Origin of the sequence: Epilithonimonas zeae (genome assembly GCF_900141765.1) — a bacterium.
In the GTDB taxonomy this organism is placed as follows: domain Bacteria; phylum Bacteroidota; class Bacteroidia; order Flavobacteriales; family Weeksellaceae; genus Epilithonimonas; species Epilithonimonas zeae.
Genome location: NZ_FSRK01000001.1, coordinates 1,730,375 through 1,755,097, shown reverse-complemented (window position 1 = coordinate 1,755,097; position 24,723 = coordinate 1,730,375). Strand labels below are relative to the sequence as shown.

The 24,723-nt window shown below is 34.2% G+C and carries 25 protein-coding genes; 14 read left to right on the top strand and 11 right to left on the bottom strand.

Going from position 1 to position 24,723, the window contains the following annotated elements; translation table 11 throughout:
* Positions 1 to 33 precede the first annotated feature (33 nt).
* The 5 genes from BUR19_RS08060 to purU all read left to right on the top strand — a co-directional run bounded on the left by BUR19_RS08060 (position 34) and on the right by purU (position 7,135).
* On the top strand, positions 34 to 1,431 hold the full coding sequence (locus BUR19_RS08060) for an MFS transporter (RefSeq protein WP_074234628.1): 1,398 nt from the start codon (positions 34 to 36) through the stop codon (positions 1,429 to 1,431).
* An 84-nt stretch (positions 1,432 to 1,515) separates the two neighbouring features.
* Positions 1,516 to 2,700, top strand: coding sequence for a class I SAM-dependent methyltransferase (locus BUR19_RS08055; protein WP_074234625.1), 1,185 nt, complete (start codon positions 1,516 to 1,518; stop codon positions 2,698 to 2,700).
* A gap of 124 nt (positions 2,701 to 2,824) precedes the next feature.
* Positions 2,825 to 4,633, top strand: a complete 1,809-nt coding sequence (typA, locus tag BUR19_RS08050) for a translational GTPase TypA (protein ID WP_074235598.1) — start codon at positions 2,825 to 2,827, stop codon at positions 4,631 to 4,633.
* An 83-nt stretch (positions 4,634 to 4,716) separates the two neighbouring features.
* Entirely contained in the window at positions 4,717 to 6,282 is a 1,566-nt protein-coding gene (locus BUR19_RS08045; protein WP_074234623.1) for a glycoside hydrolase family 10 protein, read from the top strand.
* A 19-nt stretch (positions 6,283 to 6,301) separates the two neighbouring features.
* Complete coding sequence (purU, locus tag BUR19_RS08040) at positions 6,302 to 7,135, top strand: formyltetrahydrofolate deformylase (protein WP_074234621.1); 834 nt, start codon at positions 6,302 to 6,304, stop codon at positions 7,133 to 7,135.
* Positions 7,136 to 7,150: 15 nt separating this feature from the next.
* On the opposite strand, the gene BUR19_RS08035 is transcribed toward purU, so the two are convergent.
* The 5 genes from BUR19_RS08035 to BUR19_RS08015 are packed head-to-tail and all read right to left on the bottom strand — an operon-like array spanning position 7,151 to position 11,087.
* Positions 7,151 to 7,531, bottom strand: coding sequence for a hypothetical protein (locus BUR19_RS08035; RefSeq protein WP_074234619.1), 381 nt, complete (start codon positions 7,529 to 7,531; stop codon positions 7,151 to 7,153).
* 21 nt (positions 7,532 to 7,552) lie between these two features.
* Complete coding sequence (locus tag BUR19_RS08030; protein WP_074234617.1) at positions 7,553 to 8,260, bottom strand: LytR/AlgR family response regulator transcription factor; 708 nt, start codon at positions 8,258 to 8,260, stop codon at positions 7,553 to 7,555.
* Positions 8,261 to 8,262: 2 nt separating this feature from the next.
* The gene (locus tag BUR19_RS08025) at positions 8,263 to 9,444 is read right to left on the bottom strand and encodes a sensor histidine kinase (protein ID WP_245799043.1); all 1,182 of its coding nucleotides are present in this window, start codon (positions 9,442 to 9,444) and stop codon (positions 8,263 to 8,265) included.
* Positions 9,445 to 9,493: 49 nt separating this feature from the next.
* A complete protein-coding gene (locus tag BUR19_RS08020; protein WP_074234614.1) occupies positions 9,494 to 10,336 on the bottom strand; it encodes a DUF5694 domain-containing protein in 843 nt (280 codons plus the stop codon).
* 19 nt (positions 10,337 to 10,355) lie between these two features.
* Positions 10,356 to 11,087, bottom strand: coding sequence for a CPBP family intramembrane glutamic endopeptidase (locus tag BUR19_RS08015; RefSeq protein WP_074234611.1), 732 nt, complete (start codon positions 11,085 to 11,087; stop codon positions 10,356 to 10,358).
* A 168-nt stretch (positions 11,088 to 11,255) separates the two neighbouring features.
* Here BUR19_RS08015 and BUR19_RS08010 point away from each other — a divergent pair, with 168 nt between their 5' ends.
* Positions 11,256 to 12,359 carry a pyridoxal phosphate-dependent aminotransferase gene (locus BUR19_RS08010; RefSeq protein WP_074234609.1) on the top strand — a complete coding sequence of 368 codons (1,104 nt, stop codon included), beginning with the start codon at positions 11,256 to 11,258 and terminating at the stop codon, positions 12,357 to 12,359.
* Between the two features lie 17 nt (positions 12,360 to 12,376).
* The gene (locus BUR19_RS08005) at positions 12,377 to 12,715 is read left to right on the top strand and encodes a hypothetical protein (protein ID WP_074234606.1); all 339 of its coding nucleotides are present in this window, start codon (positions 12,377 to 12,379) and stop codon (positions 12,713 to 12,715) included.
* Positions 12,716 to 12,721: 6 nt separating this feature from the next.
* Here BUR19_RS08005 and BUR19_RS08000 read toward each other — a convergent pair whose 3' ends face one another.
* Positions 12,722 to 13,594 carry an AraC family transcriptional regulator gene (locus tag BUR19_RS08000; protein WP_074235597.1) on the bottom strand — a complete coding sequence of 291 codons (873 nt, stop codon included), beginning with the start codon at positions 13,592 to 13,594 and terminating at the stop codon, positions 12,722 to 12,724.
* Positions 13,595 to 13,795: 201 nt separating this feature from the next.
* Between BUR19_RS08000 and BUR19_RS07995 the strand changes: the two genes are divergently transcribed.
* Positions 13,796 to 14,389: a DUF3244 domain-containing protein gene (locus tag BUR19_RS07995; RefSeq protein WP_074234604.1), complete on the top strand. Its 594-nt coding sequence runs from the start codon at positions 13,796 to 13,798 to the stop codon at positions 14,387 to 14,389.
* A 110-nt stretch (positions 14,390 to 14,499) separates the two neighbouring features.
* Here BUR19_RS07995 and BUR19_RS07990 read toward each other — a convergent pair whose 3' ends face one another.
* From BUR19_RS07990 to BUR19_RS19205, 4 genes are all read right to left on the bottom strand, one after another.
* Positions 14,500 to 16,236 carry a thiamine pyrophosphate-dependent enzyme gene (locus tag BUR19_RS07990; protein WP_074234601.1) on the bottom strand — a complete coding sequence of 579 codons (1,737 nt, stop codon included), beginning with the start codon at positions 16,234 to 16,236 and terminating at the stop codon, positions 14,500 to 14,502.
* 83 nt (positions 16,237 to 16,319) lie between these two features.
* Positions 16,320 to 17,315, bottom strand: coding sequence for a glycosyltransferase (locus BUR19_RS07985; protein ID WP_074234599.1), 996 nt, complete (start codon positions 17,313 to 17,315; stop codon positions 16,320 to 16,322).
* A gap of 406 nt (positions 17,316 to 17,721) precedes the next feature.
* Positions 17,722 to 18,888 (bottom strand): THUMP domain-containing class I SAM-dependent RNA methyltransferase, encoded by a 1,167-nt coding sequence (locus BUR19_RS07975; protein WP_074234595.1) that lies wholly within the window; start codon positions 18,886 to 18,888, stop codon positions 17,722 to 17,724.
* Positions 18,875 to 18,997 (bottom strand): hypothetical protein, encoded by a 123-nt coding sequence (locus BUR19_RS19205; protein WP_262494429.1) that lies wholly within the window; start codon positions 18,995 to 18,997, stop codon positions 18,875 to 18,877. The genes BUR19_RS07975 and BUR19_RS19205 overlap by 14 nt, the downstream gene beginning before the upstream one ends.
* A 12-nt stretch (positions 18,998 to 19,009) precedes the next feature.
* Here BUR19_RS19205 and BUR19_RS07970 point away from each other — a divergent pair, with 12 nt between their 5' ends.
* Genes BUR19_RS07970 through BUR19_RS07945 form a run of 6 tightly spaced genes read left to right on the top strand, consistent with a single transcriptional unit; the run spans position 19,010 to position 22,456 of the window.
* Positions 19,010 to 19,738: a class I SAM-dependent methyltransferase gene (locus BUR19_RS07970; protein WP_074234593.1), complete on the top strand. Its 729-nt coding sequence runs from the start codon at positions 19,010 to 19,012 to the stop codon at positions 19,736 to 19,738.
* Between the two features lie 14 nt (positions 19,739 to 19,752).
* The gene (locus tag BUR19_RS07965) at positions 19,753 to 20,448 is read left to right on the top strand and encodes a ZIP family metal transporter (RefSeq protein ID WP_074234591.1); all 696 of its coding nucleotides are present in this window, start codon (positions 19,753 to 19,755) and stop codon (positions 20,446 to 20,448) included.
* Positions 20,449 to 20,503: 55 nt separating this feature from the next.
* The gene (gene ytxJ / locus BUR19_RS07960) at positions 20,504 to 20,881 is read left to right on the top strand and encodes a bacillithiol system redox-active protein YtxJ (RefSeq protein ID WP_074234588.1); all 378 of its coding nucleotides are present in this window, start codon (positions 20,504 to 20,506) and stop codon (positions 20,879 to 20,881) included.
* 32 nt (positions 20,882 to 20,913) lie between these two features.
* Complete coding sequence (locus BUR19_RS07955) at positions 20,914 to 21,507, top strand: Crp/Fnr family transcriptional regulator (RefSeq protein WP_074234586.1); 594 nt, start codon at positions 20,914 to 20,916, stop codon at positions 21,505 to 21,507.
* 5 nt (positions 21,508 to 21,512) lie between these two features.
* Positions 21,513 to 22,013 (top strand): thermonuclease family protein, encoded by a 501-nt coding sequence (locus tag BUR19_RS07950; protein WP_245799042.1) that lies wholly within the window; start codon positions 21,513 to 21,515, stop codon positions 22,011 to 22,013.
* On the top strand, positions 22,010 to 22,456 hold the full coding sequence (locus BUR19_RS07945; RefSeq protein WP_074234582.1) for a GNAT family N-acetyltransferase: 447 nt from the start codon (positions 22,010 to 22,012) through the stop codon (positions 22,454 to 22,456). Before BUR19_RS07950 ends, BUR19_RS07945 begins: the two co-directional genes overlap by 4 nt.
* A gap of 258 nt (positions 22,457 to 22,714) precedes the next feature.
* On the opposite strand, the gene BUR19_RS07940 is transcribed toward BUR19_RS07945, so the two are convergent.
* Positions 22,715 to 24,700 (bottom strand): PAS domain-containing sensor histidine kinase, encoded by a 1,986-nt coding sequence (locus BUR19_RS07940; RefSeq protein ID WP_074234580.1) that lies wholly within the window; start codon positions 24,698 to 24,700, stop codon positions 22,715 to 22,717.
* Positions 24,701 to 24,723: the final 23 nt, after the last annotated feature.

Genomic DNA, 24,723 nt, shown 5'->3' with positions numbered 1-24,723 from the left:
CCGCATTATGCGGACTTTTTTTATTTGAAAATTATGAACGAAAATATTACTACGGATTCTGTCAAAAAATTTCTTCCTCTGATTCTGGGAACGGCGATTTTTATGCAAATGTTAGATTCCACAATTCTGAATACGTCTTTGCCTTCCATCGCCAGAGATTTGCAGGAATCGCCTTTGGATATGCAAAATGCCATCATCAGTTACGTTCTGACTTTGGCCCTGTTTATGCCGGTCAGTGGATTTTTGGCGGACAAATTCGGAACCAAAAAAATCTTCATTCTTTCGCTGGTTGTTTTTTCAGTAGGTTCATTGTTCTGTTCATTATCACAAAATCTTACCGAATTGGTAATCTCAAGAGTAATTCAAGGTGTTGGCGGTAGTTTGATGACGCCGGTTGGGAAATTAGCATTGATTCGGGCTTTCAATAAAAATGAACTTTTGAAAGCAATGAATTTCGCCATTATTCCTGCATTGATTGGTCCGGTAATGGGACCTTTAGTAGGCGGATATATGGTAGATTATTTAACTTGGCACTGGATTTTTTTGATTAATATTCCAATAGGGATTCTCGGAATTGTTCTCAGTTTAAAATATATGCCGAATTACAAATCGCCAGTCATAGACTTTGATTTGAAGGGGTTTCTGATTTTTGCTTTGGCTTCTTTATTACTTTCAAGTGCATTGGAATTACTGGGAAATGCCCAAAATATCACGCCCGTTCTGATGATATTTTTTCTGGGATTTTTGATGCTCTATTTCTATTATAAACACGCTAAAAAAGATAATAATCCAATTTTTCCTCTCAATCTTTTTAAAGTTCGAACGTTCCGGGTCGGGATTCTTGGAAATTTAGCAACAAGACTAGGAATCAGTTCCATTCCGCTTTTGGTTCCGTTGATGATTCAGATTGCTTATGGAAAATCGGCGCTCACTTCTGGTTGGATTATTGCACCGATGGCTCTTACGGCAATGTTCGGGAAATCTTTTGTCATTGGAATTTTAGATAGATTTGGTTATCGCAAAACTTTGATGGTCAATACATTTACCATCGGGATTTTGATTTGTTGTCTGGCAATTCCGAGTGTTCAAAGTTCGATTTATTGGTTTATTCCGATTTTGTTGATTCTTGGTTTTTTCAACTCGATTCAATTTACTTCGATGAACACGATTTCTATTGCTGATCTGCGACCTTACCAAAATAGCAGTGGCAATTCTCTAGTTTCTGTTAATCAGCAGTTTGCGGTTGGATTCGGGATTGCATTTGGTCTGATTGTTTTGAAATTGTTTGAAGGTGACACCACTTTAGTTAAAAATCAAGTTCACACAGCTTTTCGATATACTTTTTTGGTGGTTGGATTTCTAACGATACTTTCCGGTTTGGTTTTCAGAAGATTGAATTTCCGTGATGGGGAAAATATGAAATCGGTTTAAATAGAAATTATTTTTAATCAATTATCTTTGTAAATATTGGTATCAAAATTTTAAATTCTAACGATAGATTTCTGATAAAAATTAATGAATTTTTCTAAAATAATTTCTTCTGATATTCAAAACTATATCAAACAAAATCTCAATTCTGATTTAAATAAATTATTATTGAAAAAATCACCATTTTCTGATGTTTCGATGCAGGAAATTGTTCAACAAATCAAAGGAAAGAAAACAGCAGAAAAGAAGTTTCCGTTTTTATTAAAGGAAGGAATTATTTTCCCACCAAATCTCAATCTGGAACAAGCCTCATCCCAATCTACAGCAGAATATAAGGCTCAAAACTTAAAAGGAAAAACATTCCTCGACTTGACTTGTGGATTTGGAATTGACGCTTATTTTTTGTCTCAAAATTTTGATGAAATAACATTAATTGAACAAAATTTCGAACTGATTTCAATTGTTGAGAATAATTGGAAAATATTAAATCGGAAAGCCAAATTTGTTAATGAAAATCTGGAAGGGTTTTTAGATGGTCTTCGAGAACCTCAGATTGACAATTTTAATAAGTTTGATGTTATTTATCTCGACCCAGCAAGACGCGACCAGCAAAATAAAAAGAAATTTTTGCTCGAAGATTTATCGCCTAATCTATTAAAAATTGAGGAGAAATTAAATTCAATTTCTGATAAAATTATTGTCAAATTATCGCCTTTAATTGATATTTCATATTTAATTTCAGAATTGAAAAGCATTACAGAAATTCAAATTATTGCGGTTAGAAATGAAGTGAAAGAACTTTTATTAATTATTGAAAAACAAGATTCAGGAGCCAAAATTCAAGACACAAAAATAACTTGTATTAATCTTGAATCTGATGAACCCGTATTTTCTTTCAATTTCAATGACGAAAAATCTGCGGAATCAGAATTCTCAGAAAGTTTGAATTTCCTTTATATTCCAAATAATTCAATTCTGAAAGCCGGTGCGTTTAACATTATTTCAGATAAATTCGGATTGAAAAAACTTCATCCGAATACACATTTCTATACTTCAGAAAATAAAATCGAAAATTTCCCAGGACGTGTTTTGCAAATTGAAAAAATAGAAGCTAAAGATTTGAAAAAAGGGGAGAAGTATAATATTGTTTCCAAAAATTATCCTCTGAAACCAGAAGAAATCAAGAAAAAATACAAGTTGAATGACGGCGGAAATCAATACCTGATTTTTACGCAATCCGTTGATGGAAAAGAAATTCTGAAAAGCTTTTAATTAATCTACTGATTAACAAAGCTTTAATTAGATGTTAATTATTTAGCCTTATTTTTAAAAATAATTGAATCAGAGTTCATCATCCCATAAAAATTCACTACATTTGCACGCGTAAAAAATGGATATGCAAAACATTAGAAATATAGCGATTATCGCACACGTTGACCACGGAAAAACGACTTTGGTTGATAAGATTATTCACGCAACTAACATCTTCAGAGAGAATCAGGAGAGTGGTGAGTTGATTATGGATAACAACGATTTGGAAAGAGAAAGAGGAATTACGATTCTTTCAAAAAACATCTCAGTTAATTACAAAGACGTAAAAATCAATGTAATCGATACACCTGGTCACGCCGATTTTGGTGGTGAGGTAGAAAGAGTTTTGAAAATGGCAGATGGTGTGATCTTGTTGGTAGATGCGTTCGAAGGACCAATGCCACAAACGAGATTCGTACTTCAAAAAGCTTTGGAACTTGGTCTTAGACCTTTGGTGGTTATCAACAAAGTGGACAAACCAAACTGTCGTCCGGACGAAGTTCACGACCAGGTTTTTGACTTATTCTTCAACCTGGATGCAACTGAAGAGCAGTTGGATTTCCCAACATTCTATGGTTCATCTAAACAAGGCTGGTTCAACACTTCATTGGAACAAACGGACAATATTTTCCCATTACTAGACGGGATTTTACAATATGTTCCGGAACCTAAAGTATCTGAAGGTTCTTTGCAAATGCAAATTGTTTCTTTGGATTTCTCATCTTTCTTAGGAAGAATTGCAATCGGAAAAGTAATCAGGGGCGAAATCAAAGAATCTCAATGGATTGGTCTGGCACAAGCTGACGGAAAAATTGTGAAAGGAAAAGTAAAAGAACTTTACGTTTTCGAAGGTCTTGGAAAGAAAAAAGTAACTGAAGTTAAAGCTGGAGATATCTGTGCTGTAGTAGGTTTTGATGCTTTCCAGATTGGAGATTCTTTCGTAGATTTAGAAAATCCAGAACCATTGCCAAGAACTGCAATTGATGAGCCAACGTTGAATATGACGTTCTCTATCAACAACTCGCCTTTCTTTGGTAAAGATGGTAAATATGTAACTTCTAACCACCTGAAAGAAAGACTAACTAAGGAATTAGAGAAAAACTTGGCATTGAGAGTTCAACAAACTGATGATGCTAATACTTTCCTGGTTTTTGGTAGAGGTATTCTTCACTTGTCAGTTTTGATTGAAACGATGAGAAGGGAAGGTTACGAAATGACAATTGGTCAGCCACAAGTTATTTTGAAAGAAGGTGAGAATGGTGAAAAATTAGAGCCTTACGAATCTTTGGTTGTTGATGTTCCGGAAGAATTCGCTTCTAGAGTTATCGATTTGGCAACTCAAAGAAAAGGAGATCTTCACATCATGGAAACTAAAGGTGAAATGCAGCATATGGAATTCGAGATTCCTTCAAGAGGTCTCATCGGATTACGTTCTCAAATGTTGACTGCTACTGCTGGTGAAGCTATTATGGCACACCGTTTCACAGAATATAAGCCTTTCAAAGGAGCTATTCCTGGAAGAAATAATGGTGTATTAATCAGCAAAACTCAAGGTCCTGCAACTGAATATTCTATTGCTAAATTACAAGACAGAGGTAAGTTCTTTGTTGACCCGGGTGAGGAAATCTATGCTGGTATGGTTATCGGTGAGCAAAACAAGCCAGGAGATTTGGTTGTAAATATCGTTGAAGCTAAACAGCTAAACAATATGCGTGCTTCCGGAAAAGATAAAGATACCGGAGTTGCTCCAAAAATCTTGTTTTCATTGGAAGAATGTATGGAATATATTCAAGCTGATGAAGCAATCGAGGTTACGCCTAACTTCATCCGTATGAGAAAGAAGCTTCTTTCTGAAGAAGACAGAAAAAGAGTGGAAAGACAAGCTAAAGCTTAATTTTTCCCAAATATTATATCAAAAGCATCCATTATTGGATGCTTTTTTTGTTATTCTGATTTTATCGTTTAGTTTTGCAAACTATGCGTTTCAGATTATCATTTTTCCAAATCATTTTATTGGCAATCTTTGTAGTTTCTTGTGCAACAAAGACTAAAAAAACACCAACTAAATCTGGTGTTAAAAAACCAATTACAAAAATAGAAATTAAACTTCCTCCAAAACCGGTGGTTCAGTTGAATAATATCAAATTACCGGAAATCAAAAGGGAATTCCGAGCAGTTTGGATTGCATCGGTTGCAAATATCAATTGGCCTTCCAGAAATAATCTGTCTGTAGATCAGCAAAAACAAGAAGCCATTCAAATGTTGGATATGTTGGTAGATCTCAATTTCAATGCGGTTATTTTACAAGTTCGTCCTTCTGCGGATGCTTTGTACAAAAGCCCTCACGAACCTTGGTCTCATTTTTTGACAGGACAAATTGGCTTAGCACCTTATCCGGAATATGATCCTTTGGAATTTTGGATTGAAGAATGCCATAAACGTGGTTTAGAATTTCACGCTTGGCTGAATCCATTTAGAGCACATCACTCCAACGGTGGTGCAATCTCATCAGAATCGATGGTTAGAAAATCACCTGACAATATTTTGAAGCTGAAAAACGGAATGTATTGGTTTGATCCCGCTGATGACAGAACGCAAGATCAGGCTTCAAAAGTGATTAAAGATATCATTTCAAGATACGATGTTGATGGAATTCATCTGGATGATTATTTCTATCCTTATGCCGAATATAACGGCGGAAAGGATTTCCCCGATTTCAAAACGTGGTCGGTTTATCAACAATCTGGCGGAACGCTTTCCAGAGGTGATTGGCGAAGAGGAAATGTCAACAAATTTGTAAAAAGAATCTATGACGAAATCAAAGCTCAAAAAAATGATGTGAAATTTGGAATCAGTCCGTTTGGGATTTGGAAACCTGGTTTTCCTGCTGGAATCAAAGGTTCTTCTCAGTATGATGAATTGTATGCGGATGCCAAATTATGGCTGAACCAAGGTTGGGTAGATTATTTTACGCCTCAGTTGTATTGGCCTGTAGATTCACCGGGACAGAGCTTTCCGCTTCTTTTACAATGGTGGAATGATGAGAATACGAAAAGTCGACATCTTTGGCCAGGTCTTAACACCGTTGCTGTAAAATCTCCGAATAAAGCGACAGAAATTGCCCGAGAAATAGAGGTTACCAGACAAATCCTAAAAAATAATGCCGGAGAAGTCCATTACAGCATCGCAGGAATTAGTAAAAATTATGAAATGCAGCAGGAATTAAAAAACAATTCTTACAAAGAAAAAGTTTTGATTCCCGAAACAACTTGGCTGACTTCAAAACCTTTATCAGAACTGAATGTAGATTTGAAAAAACAAGATCGTAATGTTATGATTAATTGGACGAAAAATAACGATGCTTTGTCTTATGTGATCTATTTAAAATACGGTGATAATTGGCAAACAGAAATTGTTTCTCCACAAATTAATACCAAAACAGTTTCTTCATTTTCGAATGGAAAAAAGTTGACAAATGTTGTGGTTAGGTATGCTGATAAATTGGGGAAATTGAGTTCTTACAAAGCTATTTCTACCAATTAAAAAAAACTCAAAAACACCAATGGAAACTATTCTAAGAATCAATTGTACCGATGAAAAAGGTTTGGTCTATAAAATCTCCGAACTGCTTTTCAAAAACGATTTCAACATCACGAAAAATGATGAATTTGTTGATGAAGATAACGGACGTTTTTTTATGCGAACAACTTTCGAAGGCGATTGTGACAGAGAACAGATTGCCAAAGAAGTTTTAGTAATGTTGCCACCAAATTCTAAAGTGGATTGTGTGGATGGACGGAAAAAAGATGTCGTGATTCTCGTTACCAAGGAACACCATTGTCTCGCAGATTTGTTGATTAGAAACCAGTTCAAAGATTTGAATTTCAATATTTTGGCTGTTGTTGGAAACTATGAAACTTTACGAGAATTGACGGAGAAATTTGATGTTCCGTTTATTTATATTCCGGCGGAAAATATCACTAGAGAAGAACACGAAAACCAAATTAAAGAAACTTTGAAAAATTATCAATTCGATTATTTGGTTTTGGCGAAGTTTATGCGGATTCTGTCGCCCAATTTTATTCATGATTTGGAAGGGAAAATTATCAATATCCATCATTCATTTTTACCAGCATTTATTGGTGCGAATCCTTACAAACAGGCTTTCAAAAGAGGTGTGAAAATTATCGGCGCAACAGCTCATTTCGTGACGAATGATTTGGATGAAGGTCCGATTATTTATCAGGACATCATCAAAGTCAGTCATTCCAAAACGGCAAAAGACCTTGCGAAAATAGGAAAAGATGTGGAACGAATTGTTCTAGCAAATGCCTTGAAATTGGTCTTTGATGATAAGGTTTTTATTGATGGGAATAAGACGATTATTTTTGAGTAGGGTTATTTTTATTTTCTAATCTTTAGAAGTTAAAGTGTTGATTATCCTTTCAAACTTTCCATTTTTGAAAACTAAAATGTAAACAGAATTCTTTTGTTTGATTATACTATCATTTAAATTAAGTGTTGCAAATTTCTTTTCTAAAGGAAAATACACATAAATAATTTTTCCATTAGTTAGTTTTGCTTTATAACTACTGTGGTCATTTTTATCGTGAAATAAATCAATTACTTTTCCAGAATATTCTTCTTTTAAAACTTGTTCTCTCTTTGCATTATCAAAATATCCGAAAGCGCCAAGAATTCCAATCAATCCAAAAATGAATAGAAAAAAAATTAAGATAATTATTTTATCTTGTTTTCTTAATTCTAAACCTTCGTTATATTTTATTTTCATCTAAGTAAACTTACCAAAAAATCACCTGATTCCCAACAACTGAAACAATTCCTCCTTCTTATTCAGCGCAATCGAAATACTTTTTCCATTTATTAGTTCCACTATATTTCCATTCAGACTTCGGATGGCTTCCAGATTGATGATAAATGAACGTTGAACTCGGAAAAACTTTGGTAAAGTGAGAACTTCATCCATAGATTTCAAAGTGGCTAGAGTGGTGTAAGTTTCATTATTAATCACGATTTTCAGATAATCGCCTTGTGCTTCTACGTAGAGGATTTCTTCCAAAAGAATCTTCGTGAGTTTTCCATCAGACTTGATGAAAATTCGGTCAGAATTGACTTGATGAACCGTTGATTTTTGCTTCAGTTCGATGTAATCTTTGGCTTTGTTGACCGCTTTCAAGAATCTATCAAAACGAACAGGTTTTACCAGATAATCTGTTGCTCCGGTTTCGAATCCGTCCAAAGCAAAATCTCTGTGAGCCGTTATGAAAATAATAACCGGCGGATTTTCCAAAGCTCGAACCAATTCCAATCCGTTGATTTTCGGCATCTGAATATCACTGAAAATCAAATCAATCTTGTTGTTTTGAAGAAAAGTCATCGCTTCCAAAGGGTCGCCAAAAGAAGAAACCAGTTTCAGAAAAGGAATTTCTTTGATAAAATTCTCAATGATTTCTCTTCCGATTGGTTCGTCGTCCAAAACCAGACATTTTAGTTTTTCCATTGTTATAGATTGATTTTTAGTTCGATTCTGAAGCTATTTTCAAGGTTATTAATTTCCAATTGATGTTGATTTGGATATAACAATTGTAACCTTTTTTTGATATTCTCGATTCCAATTCCTCCGAATTTATTTCTCTCACTTATCCTTTCTTTATCATTTTCAACAATGAATAAGAACTGATTGTCATTCATAATAACTTCTTGTTTGATGAAAGGATTTTGGCTTTTCAACCCATATTTAAAAGCATTTTCAATAAACGTAAATGTCAGAAGTGGCGCAATATAAAGTCCTGAAATTTCATCTTCTCCAAAGATTTCCAATTGAATATTTTTGTCTTTCGGATAACGCATTTTTTCAAGTTCAAAATAATTTTTGATAAAGTCTATTTCCTTTTCCAGAGGCACTTTCTCGGAATTGGATTCGTAGAGCGTGTAACTCATTATATCGGAAAGATTTAGGATAACTTCCGGCGCAGAATCATCTTTTTTGACACTCAAACCATAAAGATTATTCAGTGTATTGAAGAGAAAATGTGGATTGAGTTGCGATTTTAAAAAGTCTTTTTCAATATTGATATTCTGGATTTCGACTTCCAGTTTTTGTTGTTGTAATTCTGTGGTTCTGTTATATATTTTGATGATTTCAAACAAAATCTTAATGAAGAAAAAAGGCAACATTGTAAAAATCACAAGAACTGCATTTCCAATAACAGCCTTGAGAGGAATTGCTTCCATCAAGCTTATGGAGCCATTTTTTTTAATGATGTCTTTATAAACCGGAACGTTGATTTCGTAGCCTAAATGATAATAAATCACATACATAAAATGATTGACAATCATCCAGATATAAACCAAAACCGGAATGCTCAGAATCAATAATATAATGGATGTTTTTCTCTTTAACAAGAATATTTTCGGAACTAATAAGTAGAAGAAAATATAGAAAACCACCATATTGTTGACCGCATTTCTTAATGTTAAAATTAAACCTTCAAAAACAGTTAGTTTGAGTTCGATATAATAATTGAGAAATAATAAAACTGAAAATACAAACCACATCAAAAAATGGAAAATTATTTTCGGGCTTTTGTTATAGAATTTTTCGAATTCTATTAAGATATTTTGACTGGGTTGAAGTTCTGCTATCGTCGGTTCTGTCTGCATTTTGCTAATGTAAAAAGGCATTTCAAAAATAAGCTTTTGAGATTAGAATTAATGATGAGATTGAAGTTTTCTACAAAACTTCATCAACTTCAATCAGATTAAAATTCTCATCATTTTCAAAAAACTCTCTGAAAATTGCGGCGTGACCAGTCCCAACCAAAATAAAAATATTCTTTGTTTTTGGCTCTATCTGATTTTGAATATTAGAATACATAATTAGATTTCTTTTATAAAAATCCGCAACGAGATTTGAACCAAAATATTTACCATCAGGATTGACTTTGTTAGCGATAGAAATATAAAAACCTTTATTCTCAGCTAGCTGGGCTTTTTGGTTCAAACAAATAAAGACATCTTTTAATAAATCTTTGGACATACATTTGTCGCCCGATTGAGTCATTTTAACGGCCTTTTTTTCTAAAATACTTTTCGTTACAGGATTAGAATTCAATTCTTTTTGAAGAATATCAAATCTCATTTCGATAAGACTATCAATTGGATAAATCTGTCCAATGTTTGCTCTTTTAGCTAATCTGAAAGCCAGCTGAAAAGTTTCCCCTTCTGTGTAAAACCGCTTCATTCTTGGCTTTTTTATGGTGTCAGTAAATCGACTGTACTGATTTTTAAGATACAATTGATATTGATTATTTAAGTCTTCTTTTTCATTAAAATTGCTTTCTACAAAAATCTGGTCTGGTTTAAATTTAGAAATAATTGAATTGGTAATTTCATCCAAGCCTTTTTGATTGTCAGGCGTTAGAATATTTCTTTCCATACCTTTAATAGCATCATTTCCTGGATTATTGAAGTGATAAGTTCCTAATAACAGAACGTTGATTTTTTCCTGAGAAAAACTAAAGTTGAAAACTAATAAAACAATAAGTAATAAAACTTTTTTAGATTTGATAAACATAATTATTTATATTAAAAAATTAAAGAATTCTGATAATGGCATTCATCACATTGATGACATTATGACCAACAATAGAATAGATAAGGTTTCCGGAGAACTTCCTTAAAATTCCCAAACTTAAAGAAGATATCAAAGTCAGATAAACGATTGTAATAATGTCAAATTTGAATTGATAATCCGAAGTCAAAACAGCGCCGTGAGCAACTCCGAAAAGTAGTGTCACAATCACAAATGACCAACCAAACGTGATTCCTTTGTAATTCCAATTCGGTAAAAAGACCTTGTCAAAAATCCAAAGGTAGATTCCGCGGAAAAGTATTTCTTCTGTCAAACCTGGCATTGTTGCCTGGAAAGCAAATGTCTCTAAATCAAATTCTCCACCTTTTGGAAATAGAACGAACTTGAATATGAAATCAAATGTCAAAAATCCAAGAAAAACCAAAACTCCGAATTTGATTTGTTTTTTCGAGTTAGTAGAAGTTGTGAAACCAATTTCTTTTCTGTCGTTCTTATTAACAAAATAAATTGCTGATAATGAAATTGCCAAGCTCAATAATTTTCCTAACCAAGAGAATTTGAGCCCAAAATCTGGTAAATATTGTTTGGTTAAAATCTGAATATAATTGTCTGCTAAAAAGAGAACTATGAATAACAAAAGGAATTTCAAATTTCCTTTTTTAGAGTTGAAAAAAGCGATAATGAAAATCGGAAACATTATCAGAAGCCAGATGAGAGGAGTGAGTAATGACATTTTTTTATTTGTTTTTAATTGATGATTCAAAAGTATTGCTGAATGAAAACTAAATCAATTATACCCGATGAAAATGGTATTTTCCAAGATATAAATCAGAAAAAATCGGTTAAAAGAAATTGAATAATAAAGAATAAACTTTAATTTTATTCAAAATTTGAAATAACTATGTCTATCAACAGAAGAGACTGGCTGAAAACCGCTTTTTTAGGAAGTGCTGCTTTTACGCTTTCGCCACTGGAATTTTTAGCAAAAGAAACCCCGAATTTCAACTTACTAAAAAAAGATAACGAAACCATCCGACTCTGCTTCAACGAAAATCCTTTTGGAACTTCGCCGAAAGCTTTGGAAGCGATGCAAAACAGTCTTAGATTTTCATCTCTTTATGATTTCAAATTTGCTGATATTCTTTGTGAGAAGTTGGCGGAAATCAACCAGTCTAAAAAAGAAAATCTTTTGGTTTCCGCAGGTTCATCTTTTCTGTTGGAATTGATTACCAAATATGTTTCGATTAATAAAGGACATTTCATCATTCCGGACCCGTCTTTCACGATTTTTGAACCGATTGCTGAGTTTCTCGGAATGTCAAAAACGATAATTCCTCTGAACGATAAGAAGAAAATCGATCTGGAAAAGATGAAAAGTTCTATTCAAAAAGATACGAAACTTATCTATATCTGCAATCCGAATAATCCAACCGGAGATTTGCTTTCAAGACAGGAAATTGAGAATTTTATCAAATCAATTCCAGACAATATCATTGTTTTGGTGGATGAAGCTTATATTGAATTTACGACTCAGAAATCTCTCAGCGATTTGGTTGATGTTTATAAAAACTTGATTATTACGAGAACATTTTCCAAACTTTATGGATTTGCTGGCGCAAGATTAGGTTACGCTATCGGAAATCCAAAATTGATTGTTGAATTGAAAAAACTGCAAAGCTGGAGTGGTGCGGAAATCAGTGTTGTGACAATGGCTGGTGCAATTGCAGGAATGGAAGACAAGGAATTTATTTCCAAGGTTCTTCATAACAATCAGAAAGTGAAAGATTTTACAATTTCAGAATTTAATAAACGAGGAATTAAAACCATTCCGTCTTCTGCGAATTTTATTTATTTTTCTTTGGAGAATTATAAAGGTGAATATTTCAAAAAACTGAAAGAAGCTAAAATCCTTGGCGGAAAAACGTATGAGGAAGAAGGGAAGTGGACGAGAATTAGTTTGGGGACGATGGAGGAGATGAAGAAGTATTTTAGTGTTATCTCTTAATATTAGACAAATAAATTATGATTTTTAACGAAATTTCTTTTCACGACTCCAAAATATTAAAAGTCATAGAAAATCTAGATGGGCAAATAATTGATTTTTTCATTGACTTTCCAACTGATTGGGAAAATAACATTTTTGAACAAAAAATTTTAAGATTTGAAAATGTAACTTTTTATAGTTTGGAAGAAATCCCATTTGTTGGCTTACCTACAATTTTAGATATTATCAATTTGGAACAAACCTCGCACGATTATTCAGCGTTACAAGATAATTTTTTTGTTATAAGGAATAAAGTGAAAATAGAAACTAATTCTGGAAGTAGAATTGTTGAATTTTCAGATTGCAGAATGCTTTAAAATAAATCAAGCCAAAATATTACTAAACTCCTTTCTATACTGCGACGGACTTTTCTGTGTATGTTCTTTGAAAGTTTTGTTGAAGTAACTGAAATTATTAAATCCACTATCAAAGCAAACTTCCGTGATGCTCATCGGCTGTTCCGCCAAGAGTTTTAGAGAATGCGTGATTCGATATTCATTCACAAACTGAGTGAAGGTTTTATTGGTAATTTTTTTGAAATAGCGACAAAAAGAAGGAACTGTCATATTGGATAATTCCGCAACGGTTTCCAGAGTTATTTGCTCCTTAAAATGGTCTTTTACATAATTGAAAATCACACTGATTCGGTCATTATCTTCTTTCTGAGTTTGCAGATAATATTTTGAAGCATTTAGGATTTTATAATCTTGAGTGTGGGAAAGTTCGTCCAAAATCTCAATTAGAATCATCAATTTGGCCAAAGATGTTGCTTCTGCCAAAGCTTCCATTTTTGTTTTCAAAGCATTTTTAACTTCATCACCGAAAACAATTCCGCTTTTCGCAGCCTCTAAAAGCACGGCAATTTTGTTCATTTCCTTAGCCTGCCAAAATTCGGAGCCAAGAAAATCCATAGGAAACTGAATCACAACTTCATAGTCATTATTGGTATTTTCATTGGTCATTCCACAATGTGGGAGATTACTGCCAATCAGAATCAAGTCGCCATCTGAAAAGTAAGAAATATTACTTCCAATCTGCCTTTTTCCAGAACCGCCACAAACGAAAATCAGCTCAATCTCAGGATGATAATGCCAAATGTGCGATTTGATATTTTCATTCCGATTAAACTTCAGACAAGTAAAACTACTTCCAATATCAGGACTTACCGCTTCAAAAGTTGGACTGTTATGTTTCATATGCAGATTTGATTGTTTTTTATCATTTTCCAATCACGGGGATTTCATAATGCAAATTTATTTATTATGTTTTAAATTACCTTATTTTATTAATTAACATTTAGTTAATGTTAATATAGAACATATAAATGAAAATTGTATTGTATTATTTGAGGTTTATCCATGATACATTTGCATAGTAAAACAATTAAAGATAGTAATATGAAAAGTATATTAAAATTTGGTTTTCTTGTGGCAAGTATTTTTGTTTCTACAAGTGCAATGGCTAAGGATAAAGATTTTTCTGTATCAATAGGAGAGGTAAGTCAAAAGACACTACATTTTGAAGTTTCTAATGCGAAGAATGTTTCTCTATATGTTTATAACAGTGACAAAGGTGAGATATATTCTGAAAAAATCATTAACAGTGACAGTATAGAAAAGTCTTACAATATGAGCGAAATGGCTTCTGGAACTTATTTTTTGGTTGCAGAATCTGATGCTAAAATTGAAAAATACAAAATTGTAGTAGATGGTGACCAGGTTTCTTTGGAAAAATCTCCGGTTTCTACACTTTCAAAACCAGAATATACCATCAACAAAAATTTGGTTAAATTAAAAATGACTAATGTTATCGGGGATGTGAAAGTGTCAATTTTCGATACAGCAAACAACACCTATTACAGTAAAAATAACGTTGCGAAAGATGGATTGATTGATTTAACTTTTGATCTGAATCCTGCAAACCCTGAAACTTACATCATCAATGTTGAAAAAGACGGCGATAGTTTCAGCAGAATGATTTCTCTAAAATAGTTTTTTTAAACTAAGGTTATATATATTATTTTCTAAAAGCTTCACATTGTGTGAAGCTTTTTTTGCTTTAAAATCAATAAAAAAGCCCAATTATAGAATTGGGTCAAGATTTATAAAATTTCTTTAATGTGTCTGTAATTGCTGGAGATCGTGTCCGCCACTTCTTTGAAATTACCATCCAACATCATTCTCGTCATTGCGATTCCCATTCCTTTCATCTGATCCCAACCAACTTTTGGTGGCATTGCCAACGCATTTGGATCTGTAAAAACATTGACCAAAACTGGACCGTTTGTTTGCAAAGCATCATCAATCGCTTCTTCCACTTTTTCCGGATCTGTCACATTGATGCCTTTGATTCCGAAAGCCTGAGCTAAAAGTCCGAAATCCGGATTGATCATATCCGTCTCGTTGTCCGGAATTCCGTTTACTTCCATTTCCAGTTTTACCATTCCCAAGGAGCGGTTATTGAAAACAATGATTTTGATTGGTAAATTATATTGTTTGATCGTTGCGATATCGCCCAACAACATAGAAAGTCCGCCGTCTCCGCAAAGTGCGATTACTTGTTTGTCCGGATTGGATAATTGCGCTCCGATAGCCATTGGCATTGCGTTCGCCATTGTTCCGTGACTGAAAGATCCCAGAAGTTTTCGCTCGCCTGTCGCTTGCAAATATCTTGCACCCCAAACGCAGCACATTCCAGTATCTACGGTGAAGATTGTGTCTTTATTAGCTTTAATATTCAAAGTTTCGGCAACGAATTCAGGTGAGATGTGATTCTCTTTTCCTTTGTCTTCAACGTAGGATCTGAGATTATTTTTTACAGTTTGGTAGAACTCCAATTGCTTCTCAAGGAATTTTCTGTCATCATTAATTTTAATTAAAGGCAGAAGACCGATTAATGAATCTTTGATCTTTCCTGCAAAACCTCTCGTTAATTGTGCTCTTCTTCCCAAACGTTCAGGTTTATCATCAATCTGAATAATTATTTTATCAACCGGCATAAATTTCACGTAAGGAAAATCTGTTCCGAGCAATAAAATTACATCTGCTTCGTGCATTGCTTTGAAGGCAGAAGGCAATCCCAAAAGTCCAGTCATTCCAACTTCGTAATGATTACTGTACTGGATTCCCATTTTTCCTCGGAAAGAATATCCGATTGGTGCTTTCAGTTTTTCTGCCAAAGCAATGACTTCAGAATGTGCTTCAGAAGCTCCGATTCCACAATAGATTGCCACTTTTTTTCCTGAATTGAGATGTTCTGCAATCCAATTGGTTTCTTCTTCAGAAGGAATAATTCTTGGATTAGTTTTGAAAACTAAATCGGAACTAATATTTTTCACAGAATCGGCTTCGAAAAGATCACCTGGCATTCCTAAAACTGCCACACCTTTTTGAGAAATGGCATGTTGCAAAGCTGCCTGTAACATTCTTGGCGCTTGTTCAGGTGTTGTTGCAATTTGGTTATAAACAGAACAGTCATCAAACAATTTGATCGTATTCGTTTCCTGAAAATAAGAAGTTCCAAACTCTGAACTTTCGCAAGTCGAAGCAATTGCCAGAACGGGAACATTTCCACGGTTAGCTTCGTAAAGTCCGTTGATGAGATGAACGTGACCTGGACCCGAACTTCCCGCACAAACAGCAAGACCTTCCAATTCAGCTTCAGCAGCTGCAGCGAAAGCACCAACTTCCTCGTGTCGTACGTGAATCCATTTGATGGAACCTTCACGTTTTATGGCGTCATTTAAAAAATTAAGGCTGTCACCAGTGACAGCATATATGCGTTTAACTCCCGTTTTTACTAGGATTTCTACAAATTGATCGGCGATATTTTTTGACATAGTTTTATAAATTTAATTCCTATAAAATTTACAAAAAATATTCCAAGCAAAGATTTATAACTGATAATTAAATGTTAATTAAATTAATGAAAATGTTTTGGAAAAGCTTCTTTCGGAGTTTGCTTCATAATATTGAGAAGAAACCAGGATTTCAGAAAGCCGTAACCGTAAGAGAACATTTGAATATAAGTAGAAATTATCGCCATTCCGGCAATGCTGATATTTTTCGTAACCATCAAAGCGTGGAAGAAAACAAGAAATGTATAAAGTCCGTACAAAGCGAGAATCAATCCATTTCCCCAAACGAAATAATGAATAACTCCAACCAAATAACCCAACAGAAAAATGCTCGGAAACCAAAACGTAGGTTTCACATAATTTGGATGTCTTTGATTCAGAATTGGTCTTGCACAGCCGAATTGGTACACTTGTTTGGAGAATTTGCCAAAGTCGGTTCTTCTTTTGTGATAAACGCCAATATTATCATAGAACAAAGTTGTGTAGCCATTTTCCCAAAACGTCATCGATAGATCTGGATCTTCGCCAATTCTCATTTCAGAAAATCCACCGATGCTCAAGAATTTCTCTTTATTCACGCCCATATTGAAACTTCTAGGCTGAAATTTCGTTACTGCTTTTTTACTTCCTCGAATTCCGCCAGTTGTGAAAACAGAAGTCATAGAATAAGAAATAGCTTTCTGCATCAGATTGAAACCTCTGTGCGCTTTATCTGCACCACCAAAAGCATCACAAGGATTTTCGGTAAGATTTTTCTTGATATTTTCGATGTAATCTGTTTCTACAATCACGTCCGAATCTACAAAAACCAGCCAATCATTTTTCGCGCGTTTTGCGCCGTAGTTTCGGCTCAGTCCTGGACCAGAATTTTCTTTTCGAAAAAACTGGATATCCAATTGTTCTTGAAATAATTCAACCGTTGGGAGAAGTGCTATTTTGGAACCATCATCCACAATTATGACTTCAAAATCCTTATCAGTTTGATGAGACAAAGAATTAAGAAGTTCGAACAATTCGTCTTTTCTGTTGAAAATTGCAATGATGATGGAGATTGTTGTCAATGTGAATTATGAAATTATTTTCAAAAATATTGAAAAAGGTTTTAAATTTGAGAAAAAGTGTCAATGGATTTTAATATTTTCGAAAAAGAACATTTCAAAACGTTGATTCAATTCAAAGATTATGTGCAATTTGAAAATCTTGTTTCGCAAAATAGAATTTCTTTTTTTGCTGAAGATATAAGCAACACAAATATTTCTAATTATTGCAGATATTATTTTCTTGAAGAAAATCGTGAGCAGATTAATTTGATATTAAAAGAAAACGCCATAATTCCTGTGAATGAAAATTATGGCGTTTCTGATTTGCAACAATCCAAAAAGATTTATAAAATTTATGGAGTCACTTTGTTGTCAATTTTTCTAATACTATTCGGAATATTTTATCTAATAAAGATAATAAGGTAAATTATGATTGCTTATCCATATATTTCCCTTTCTTCGATCCATCATACATCTCATACTGCAAAAATCTCGTTTCCAATTTTCCGTTGAATAACTTGATTTTTCTGGAAGGTCTCAATCCTATTTTTTTTGGCGCGTCAAGGTCTGCAGAAATCAACCAAGCCAAAGTATTTGGATAATGTTGTTTGAAAGTATCACCAATTTTTTTGTAGAAATCATCATCATTAATAGAAATTCTCTCGTCATAAGGTGGATTGAAAACCATCAGCAACGGGAACATATCTTTCTCAGAATCGAAGAAGTTTTTATTTCTAACTGTAATAACATCTTCCATCTCGGCAGATTCTATATTAGCTCTTGCTGCATCCAAAGCGCTATAATCGATGTCGTAACCTACAATTTTCCCGGTGAATTCCTTCACCCGATTCAGTCGAACTTCTTTGATGGTTTTGAATAATTCAGAATCATAGTTTTTCCAATTCTGGAAAGCAAAATTCCTTCTAAAAGTCTGCGCCGGCAAATCCATTGCAATCATCGCTGCTTCTATCAACAAAGTTCCTGAACCACACATTGGGTCTAGAAAATTACCTTTTCCATCCCAGCCGGCAAGTTGCAACATTCCGCTTGCCAAAACTTCATTGATTGGTGCAACTGTTTGTTCCTTTCTGTAACCACGTTTGAAAAGCGGATCTCCCGAACTGTCAAGAGAGATTGAAACCAATTCTCTGTCAATATGAAGATGGAATTTGATATCCGGATTATCTTTATTAATATTAGGTCTTACCTTATGTTTTTCCTGAAAATAATCAACAATGGCGTCTTTCATTTTCAAAGTCATAAACTGCGAATGACTGAATCTCTCTGAGTTTACAGTTGCATCAATAGCAAAGGTCTGGTTCGGTTCCAAGAACTGGTCCCACTCAAACTTGTATAATTTATCGTAATATTTGGTCTCGTTAAAAGCTTTGAATTCCATTATCGGAACCAAAATTTTAAGAGCTGTTCTGCAAGAATAATTGAGTTTGTAAAGAAAACCAAGGTCGCCTTCACAAGTTACCGCACGGTTTTTAACTTCTACATTTTTACCGCCCAGTTTTTTAATCTCTTCCGCTAAGACTTGTTCCAGACCAAAAAAAGTTTTGACCTGTATCTTTAGATTATTTATATCCATTTTGCAAAAGTAGAGTTTTTTGCTCGATGTTAGAAGAAGGAAGCTGGATGATTTTCAATACGATGTTAACTTCAATCATAAAACTTCCATCATCCAACCAAAATTTCACTATTTTTGCAAGATGCAATGGTTCGAAGAATGGTTTGATACACCATATTATCATATTCTTTACAAAAATCACGATTATAAGGAAGCAGAAGATTTTCTGAATCTTTTAACGGATTATGTGAAACTCGAGAAAAACTCAAAAATAATTGATCTGGCTTGCGGAAAGGGCAGACATTCTGTTTATCTAAACAAATTGGGTTACGATGTTTTAGGATTGGATTTATCTGAACAAAGTATCCGTTTTGATAAGCAATTTGAGACAGAAACTTTGAAGTTTCAGGTTCACGATATGCGAAATAAAATAGAAAGTGAGCCTGTAGATGCGGTTTTCAATCTGTTTACAAGTTTTGGATATTTTGAAACAGAAGAAGAGGATAAAAGTGTTTTCCAATCTGTTTCTGATGTTTTGAAGGATGATGGCTTTTTTGTTTTGGATTTTCTGAATGCAGAATATGTAAAAAAAGTCATTACCCCGAGCTCTTCAATCGTGAGAGAAAATATCGTTTTCAATATCAAAAAACATATTGAAGATGAGTGTATTATGAAGGAAATTGATTTTGAAGCGGATGATAAAAAACACCACTTTTTCGAAAGAGTAAAGCTGACTTCTCCTGAAAAAATCCTGAAATTTGCATATGAATTTGGTTTCGAATTAATCCAACGTTGGGGCGATTATCAACTGAATGATTTTGATGAAAGCAAATCACAAAGATGTATTAATTTGTTTAGAAAGATTAAATAGATTTAAGTTTTAAGATGATTATACTTCTATTAATTTTAAGTGTTCTGATTGGTGTTTTTCTCGGGAAGTATTTCGGAAGCAAACAACAATTCGCCAAAAATCTTCTCATTCTAAGTGCCGGTTTCTTGATAACGATTTGCTTGAATGAAGTTTTTCCAGAAGTTTATCATTCAGAAGACCATAATATTGGGATTTTTGTCATTCTCGGGGTTTTGATTCAGATGTTGCTGGAAAGTTTGACCAAAGGTTTTGAACACGGGCATCTTCATCATCATTCCGATGAACATTCTATTATTCCTGTTGCGTTGATTATCGGACTGTTTGTTCACGCTTTTATAGAAGGAATTCCTTTATCACACGAGAAAGAGACGTTTTCTCCTTACTTATTAGGGATTTTGTTTCATAATATCCCGATTTCATTTGTCTTGGGAAGTTTCTTGGCTCACAGCAAAAATTTCTCTACCAAATTCTGGCTGATTGTCCTCGTTTTTGCTTTGGCTTCACCTCTGGGAATGCTTTTAGGGAAGTACTTTGACGAGAATTTGAAAGTCTATTTCTTGGCTGTAGTTGGCGGAATTTTCCTTCATATTTCGTCCGTAATTATTTTTGAAAGTAACAAGAATCACAAGATGGACTGGCAAAAGATTATTCTGGTCATTTGCGGAATTGTTTTGGCTTTAGGCGGACATTTGTTTCATCATCACCATTAGTCAAAATTTTTTTTCTATTTCGATATAAAATCATAATTTTACTCAAATCGATTTTATGGGATTTTTAGATCAAATATTTGGTAAAAAAGAAGAGCAGGATCAGACCAAAAGTCTTTGGAGAAAAATTGAATCTGAAAAAGATTTGGATTCTGCTGTTGAGAAATCTTCTCAGCAAAAAGTCTTGATTTTCAAACATTCTACACGTTGTTTCATCAGTAAAACTGTGTTGAAAAACTTCGAAAAGCAAATGCAGAATTCGGATAAAGATTACTCGTATTATTTTTTGGATTTGTTAGCTCACAGAAACTTATCAAACGAAATTGAATCCCGTTTTGATATTGTTCACCAGAGTCCACAGCTTATCGTTCTGGAAAATGGAAAATCAACGTACAACGCATCTCACCAAAATATCGATTTGCATACAGTTAATTAATCATCCTTGCTCATTAAATACAATCAACACAAATGGAATATCAGAATTTCCGCAATCATCTTTCTAAAATACTAGGTGTTCCGATTGGAAGCTTAGAACTATGTTCATCTTTTTATGAAATCAAAGAAGTTAAAAAAAACGAAATCATCCTGAGAGAAGGCGAGATTTCTGACTGTACATTTTTTGTGGAAAAAGGCTTATTGAGAATGTATTCTATTGATAAAGCTGGGAAAGAACACGTGATACAATTTGCGCCGGAAAACTGGATTATTTCTGATACAACCAGTCAGTTGCTTAACGAAAAATCGAGATTCTACATAGAAGCCATCGAGGAAAGTACGATTGTGGTGACAAGAGAAGGTTTCTTTGAGAATCTTTCAAAAATCTATCCTGATGTTGCCGAAAAAAATCAACGATTGATGTTTAACCATATCAAGAATCTTCAGAATAGAGTAAATGCTTTGATTAGCACAACTGCGGAAGAACGTTATCTGGATTTCCTGAAAAAATACCCGAATCTGATGCTTCGTGCGCCACAATGGATGGTAGCTTCTTACCTTGGAATTACTCCGGAAAGTTTGAGCCGTGTAAGAAAAGAATTGGCTAAAAAGAAATTTGAGATTTAATTATTTTGAATAGATTTTTAGTATTAATCTTTATCTCGATTCTCTGTTTTGGGCAAAGTCAATTTAAGGAAAATCTTAGTCATAAAACATTTTCTGCGAAAGTCATTGGGATTTCTGATGGTGATACAATGGAAGTTCTTTACAAGAAAAATCCCATTAAAATTCGTCTCGCACACATAGATTCGCCGGAGAAAAGAGGAACGCAGCCCTTTGGAAATCAGGCGAAACAAACTTTATCCAATCTTTGTTTCGGAAAAATTGTCATAGTTCAAGCAGAAAAATACGACCGATATAAACGATTAATTGCAGTTGTCATCAATGATAAAAATCAAAATGTGAATAAGCAAATGCTAAAACAAGGAATGGCTTGGCATTATAAAAAATATTCCAAAGATTCTTCTTATGCAAAACTGGAAAACGAAGCTCGAAAAAATAGAGTAGGACTCTGGAAAGATAATGTTCCAGTTGCGCCTTGGCTCTGGAGAGAAAATAAAAAGAAAAAATGAATCACGAATTTTTAAAAGCAAACATCTCTGATATTCCTGAATTATGCGAAATGATGAAGGATTTTTATGCGATTGATTTATATCCTTTTGATGAAAAATTAACGACTGATAATTTTGTAAAATTCATCAATAATGACAATTACGGAGATTGTTTTAAAATTATTTTTGAAGAGGAAATTGTAGGTTACATTATTTTGGCTAAATATTTCAGTTTTGAATTTGGTGGCGAGATTCTGTTCTTGGATGAATTATTTGTAAAACCGGAATTTCAAGGGAAATCATTGGGAAAAAAGGCTCTGGAATTTGTGAAGGATTTTTCTGTTGAAAATAATTTCAAAATTGTCTTATTGGAAATAGAAAATCATAATGAGAAAGCTAAAAAACTTTATGAACATTATGGTTTCCAAAATCATAAGAGGAGTTTGATGATTCTTAAAAACTAATTGGATTACAGACTAAAATTCTAATCTTTCAGTTTGCAGCTGTTGCTAATCCATAAAATATAGGTAATGTTTTTATTCGTTTTGCAAATTGGACAAATCGAACCATTATTTACATCACGGTTACAATTTAGTGTGTCTTTTTTCTATTTGCGGTTGTTGGCCATTGATTATTATGATTATTTTAGTGTAATATTGAAAAATCTCGACACCTTCCAAGAAACCAATTACCAAATACTTTGCCTTTCAGAAATAGTTTAATCAATTTTTTTCTCCAAGAGGTAAATAGAAGTTAAACACAGTGCCACTTCCTAGTTTACTTTGGACTTCTACGCTGCCATTGTGAAGTTCAACAATTTCTTTACAAAGATAAAGTCCAATCCCAAAACCTGCTATTGAACCACTGTTGCTGTCCTTAATTCTGTAATAGCGTTCAAAGATCCGGTGTTGATCATCTTCAGAGATACCTTTGCCCTGATCCTCTACACTGACTTTTAAACTGTCATTCCCAGTAGGCTCATAGGCTATAGTGATTACACTTTCATTAGGAGAATATTTTATTGCATTGCCAATCAGGTTATGAAGAACCTGCGATATCTTTTCTCGGTCTGCACATACCAAAATGGGTTCGGATGCCTTAAAATCGAAATGATGTGTTGTTATGGTTGACTGTAACTCGTCCTCAATTTCAGAGAACAATGAATGAAAATCAAATGATGTTTTTTCCAGATGCAACTGCCCAGAATCCAGCCTTGAAACATTAAGAAATCCGTTAATCATACCGGTCATATTATCAACCTGCTTTAAAGATTTCTCAAGCATGTTTTGTTGAGAAATATTTTCTGTTCTTGCGGCTTCCCGTTGTAAAACCTGAAGATAAATCTTAAGTGACGTAATAGGTGTCTTAAGTTCATGACTTACCATTCCCATAAAATCGTCTTTCCTTTGTTCCTCTTTTTTCTGTTCTGTAATATCCCTCAGTGTGCCATTGAGGCTCAAAGGATTGCCTTGCTGATCATAAAAAACCCTGCCATTGGCCTGAAGCAGCCTTGGCTTTTGGTCTGTACTGTTTTGGATTCGGTATTCAATAAAATAATGACCATCAGATTTTTTGCTAAGTGCAGACGAAATGGCTTCAACCACGCGCTCACGGTCTTCCGGTACAATCACTGACAATGCGAGAGACAGATCCAGATTTTCATCTAAAGATAAACCAAACCATTTTTTCAGAAGTGGATTCCCTGAAAATAGGTTGGTTGTAGGCTGGTAATAAAAAGTAGCCAGCTCACCAGCATCAATAGCCAAAGCCAACATCTGCTGGTCATTCTCATTTTTTCTCCGCGCTAAAACCTGTTCTGTAATTTCTTCAAGTATAACCAAAACCCCAGAAATACTTCCATCACCAGAAAAAATAGGCTGATAGATAGAATTAACAACGGCCTCCCTCAGACCTTCCTGATGACGAAGTTTAACCAAAAATTCTTTATTGACCTGAGGTTTTCCACTCTGGTAAACTTCTCTGAGCCATCGGTTCACAGGCTGGCCGATTAATTCTGGGCGTGCCAGTTCGTGTGCAAAACCTATAACTTCTGACTCTTCACGCCCCCATATGTTCAGAATTCTCGGATTAGCAATTTCTATGATATGATTAGGTCCTTTCAACATAGCGATGCCTACAGGAGCCTGTTCAATAATAGTACGGATATACTCCCTGCTTTGTGCTAGCTGACTCAGAGAACTGCCGAGTTCTTCATTGGTAGAAGTCAGTTCCTCCAATGTAGCAGCTAGTTCTTCATTAAAAACTTTTTCCCGTTCCTCTTTCTCTTTGATCTGCTGCAGGAAATCACGGCGAGCTGTTACGTTTAATGCAGTATTCAAGATACACCAGGTCTTATTATCAGCATCCAAGAGTGCCTTATACTCATAATCGAAATAATCCAGCGTTTCCTTACCGTTCTTAATTAGTCTAGCAGGCGCTTCTGAAATTGAAAAACTATTGCCGGTACGCCAGACTTCCTGCAACAAACCGAAAAAAGGCTGACCTTCCAATTCGGGAATTGCCTCCATCAATGGTTTGCCTATTACGGACGCATCTTTGCCCCAAAGCGCAAGCATTCCCTCATTAGCAAACCGTATCACAATATTTTCACCTGAATAAATGGCCGTGGGAGCAGGAGAAGCACTTAAGGCCTCAATAACAAGTTCAGCGCTAAAGCTGTGGTTTAATGGATTTTCTGAGCTGTTCATAATAAAAGCAAAGATATGTATTA